Source organism: Stenotrophomonas sp. 2YAF22, assembly GCF_052114665.1.
Lineage (GTDB): Bacteria > Pseudomonadota > Gammaproteobacteria > Xanthomonadales > Xanthomonadaceae > Stenotrophomonas > Stenotrophomonas indicatrix.
The window spans coordinates 1-3,077 of sequence record NZ_JBFRFE010000535.1; the positions used below are offsets into that span (position 1 = coordinate 1).

Consider the following 3,077-nt stretch of genomic DNA (forward strand, 5'->3'; position numbering starts at 1 on the left):
GTCTTCCAGCACCACCGCATGCGGCTCGATCGGAACGACATAACCGGCTTCGATGAGCAGGTCGCAGGCTTCGGGGAGGTGCGGGCTATCGCTCATGCGGGCTCACTGGCTGGGGGAAGGACCGTACGTAGCCTTGGCTCCGACCTGGCGACTGATCACCGGTCAAACGGCTACCGCTGGGCTTCTGGAAGGCAAGCCCCTGAGTCAGGGGCGGCCGCGAAGCGGCGGGGTGTGGATGCTGGTGAGTGGGGGCCCACGATCCGCCATGGCGGATCGTGGGAGCGCCAGCGCGAATGCGCCGGCGCCTACCCGGATTACTTGACGCGCGAGGAGTACTCGCCCGAACGGGTGTCGACCTTGATGATTTCATCCTGGTTGACGAACAGCGGCACGCGCACGACGGCGCCGGTTTCCAGGGTGGCCGGCTTGCCGCCGCCGCCCGAGGTGTCACCGCGGACGCCCGGATCGGTCTCGGTGATCTTCAGTTCAACGAAATTCGGCGGCTGCACGAAGATCGGCGAACCGTTGAACAGGGTCACGATGCAGGACTCCTCGCCCTTCAGCCACTTCTCGGCGCCGCCCATGCCGGCCTTGTCGGCCTGCACCTGCTCGAAGGTTTCCGGGTCCATGAAATGCCAGTACTCGCCGTCGCTGTACATGTAGTCCATGTTGGTATCGACCACATCGGCCACTTCCACGTCGTCGGTCGCCTTCATGGTCATTTCGACCGTGCGGCCCGACTTGATGAAGCGATAGCGCACGCGGGTGAAGGCCTGGCCCTTGCCCGGCTTGATGAACTCGGTCTCGGAGATGACGGCCGGTTCATTGTTGACCAGGATCTTCATCCCGTTCTTGACATCGTTCATGCCCGCAGTGGCCATGCTCAAGCTCCTCAAATGGCGAAACCGCCGCGCGTGCGGCGAGCCGGATAGAATGGAAAGCCCACCGGAACCCCGGCGGGCAACTGTTTATGTGTCCATGATAACCGCAGGCCCCCTCTCCATGCAGCTTTCCGCCTTCCCCCGGACCCAGTCGCCAAGCACGCCCGCGCGCTGGCAGCAGCTGTGGCGGCAGGCCCTGCGCGACCCGCAGACGCTGCTGGCCCGCCTGGATCTGGATGCCGCGGCGCTGGGCGTATCGGAGGCGGCCATCGCCCAGTTCGCGCTGCGCGTGCCGGAGGGTTTCGTCGCCCGCATGCGCCGTGGCGACGCCCACGATCCGCTGCTGCGGCAGGTGTTGCCGATCGACGCCGAGATGCGCCCGGCGCCCGGGTTCAGCTTTGACGCAGTGGGCGACGGCGCAGCAAAGAAGGCCACCGGGGTCATCCAGAAGTACCGTGGCCGCGCCCTGCTGGTGGCCACCGGCAGCTGTGCCATCAACTGCCGCTACTGCTTCCGCCGGCATTTCGACTATGGCGCCGAAAACGCCGCCAAGGGGGGCTGGCAGGAGGYCGTGGAGGCCATCGCCGCAGACCCGGACATCGATGAGGTGATCCTGTCCGGCGGCGACCCGTTGTCGCTGGCCACCCACAAGCTGGCCGAGCTGACCGATGCGCTGCGCCAGATCCCGCACATCCGCCGGTTGCGCATCCACACGCGCCTGCCGATCGTGCTGCCCGAGCGCGTGGACGAGGAACTGCTGGCCTGGCTGGGCAGCCTGCCGTGGCCACTGGCGATCGTGGTCCACGCCAACCACGCCAATGAATTCGATGCCAGCGTCGATGCGGCGATGGCCCGCCTGCGTGGCATCGGCGCCCAGCTGCTGAACCAGGCAGTGCTGCTGCGCGGGGTCAACGACAGCGTGCAGGCGCTGCAGGACCTGAGCGAACGCAGCTTCGCCGCCGGCGTGCTGCCGTATTACCTACATCAGTTGGATCGGGTTGAGGGCGTGGCCCATTTCGAAGTGGATGACGTCCAGGCCAAGGCCCTGATTGCCAGCCTCACTGCCCGGCTGTCCGGCTACCTGGTGCCCAAGCTGGTCCGCGAGCTGCCCGGCGACCCGAGCAAGCGCCCGCTGTAGCGCCTCACACGCCCGACTCGATCATCCGCACCACCTCGGTGGCGGTGACCGGGTGGCTCAACCGGTAGCCCTGGCCGAGGTCGCAGCCACGCTGGGCCAGCAGCTCGAACTGTGCCTCCTGTTCGATACCCTCGGCCACCACCGTGATGCCCAGTGCGTGGGCCATGGCGATGATCGCCGTGGTCAAGGCCAGATCGTCCGGGTCGCGCTGCATGTCGGCGACGAAACTCTTGTCGATCTTGACGCCGTCCACCGGCACCTGCCGCAGGTGGCTGAGACCGGAGAAGCCGGTACCGAAGTCGTCCAGCCATACCTTCACCCCTGCCCGGTGCAGGCGGTCCAGCAGCTGCGCGGCCAGCATTTCATCGCCGATCACTGCGGTCTCGGTCAACTCCAGGTGCAGGCGCGAGGCCGGCAGGCCCGACTCCTGCAGGCACTGCGCAACCAACGCCGGCAGCTCACCGCCACGCAGCTGCCGTGGCGACACATTGACCGAGACGAACAGCTCGTCACCGGCCACACCGCGCGGCCACTGCACCGCCTCCATGCAGGCAGCACGCAGCACCTTCGGACCGATGATCTCGATCAGGCCACTCTGCTCGGCCACCTCGATGAACACCGATGGCGGAATCGTGCCCAGCGTCGGGTGCTGCCAGCGCAGCAGCACTTCGACACCGACCATGCGACGGTCGCGCATGCGGAAGATTGGCTGGTAGGCCAGCCGCAGCTCGCCGCGCTCCCAGGCACCGCGCAGCTCCTGCTCCATGTGCACGCGGCGCTCGACCGCGTGATCCATGGCCCGGCTGTAGTAGCGATAGCAGTTCTTGCCGGCCATCTTTGCCTGGTACATCGCGATGTCGCCGTTCTTCAGCAGCGTCGTCGCATCCGCGGCATCGTCGGGGAACAGGGTCACGCCGATCGAGGTGCCCAGGAACAGTTCCCTGCCCTGCACCACCAGCGGCTTGCCCAGCTCGCGCACCAGCACTTCGGCCAGCAACCGCGCATTGGCCGCAACATCGCCATCACCGACGAGGATCACGAATTCGTCGCCGCCGAAC

3 protein-coding genes are annotated in these 3,077 nt (G+C 66.8%); 1 reads left to right on the forward strand and 2 read right to left on the reverse strand.

What is annotated here, in order from left to right; translation table 11 throughout:
* Window positions 1-314 precede the first annotated feature (314 nt).
* A complete protein-coding gene (gene efp / locus AB4Y84_RS17730; protein WP_006379771.1) occupies window positions 315-881 on the reverse strand; it encodes an elongation factor P in 567 nt (188 codons plus the stop codon).
* Window positions 882-978: 97 nt separating this feature from the next.
* Here efp and epmB point away from each other — a divergent pair, with 97 nt between their 5' ends.
* Window positions 979-2,019 carry an EF-P beta-lysylation protein EpmB gene (epmB, locus tag AB4Y84_RS17735; protein WP_442250563.1) on the forward strand — a complete coding sequence of 347 codons (1,041 nt, stop codon included), beginning with the start codon at window positions 979-981 and terminating at the stop codon, window positions 2,017-2,019.
* 4 nt (window positions 2,020-2,023) lie between these two features.
* Here the strand turns inward: epmB and AB4Y84_RS17740 are convergent.
* Window positions 2,024-3,077 (reverse strand): putative bifunctional diguanylate cyclase/phosphodiesterase (locus AB4Y84_RS17740; RefSeq protein ID WP_442250564.1); only part of this gene is annotated, 1,054 nt, incomplete at its 5' end.

Coding starts and splice junctions, on each gene's coding strand:
- efp (WP_006379771.1), bottom strand. CDS start 881: ATGGCCACTGCGGGCATGAACGATGTCAAGAACGGGATGAAGATCCTG.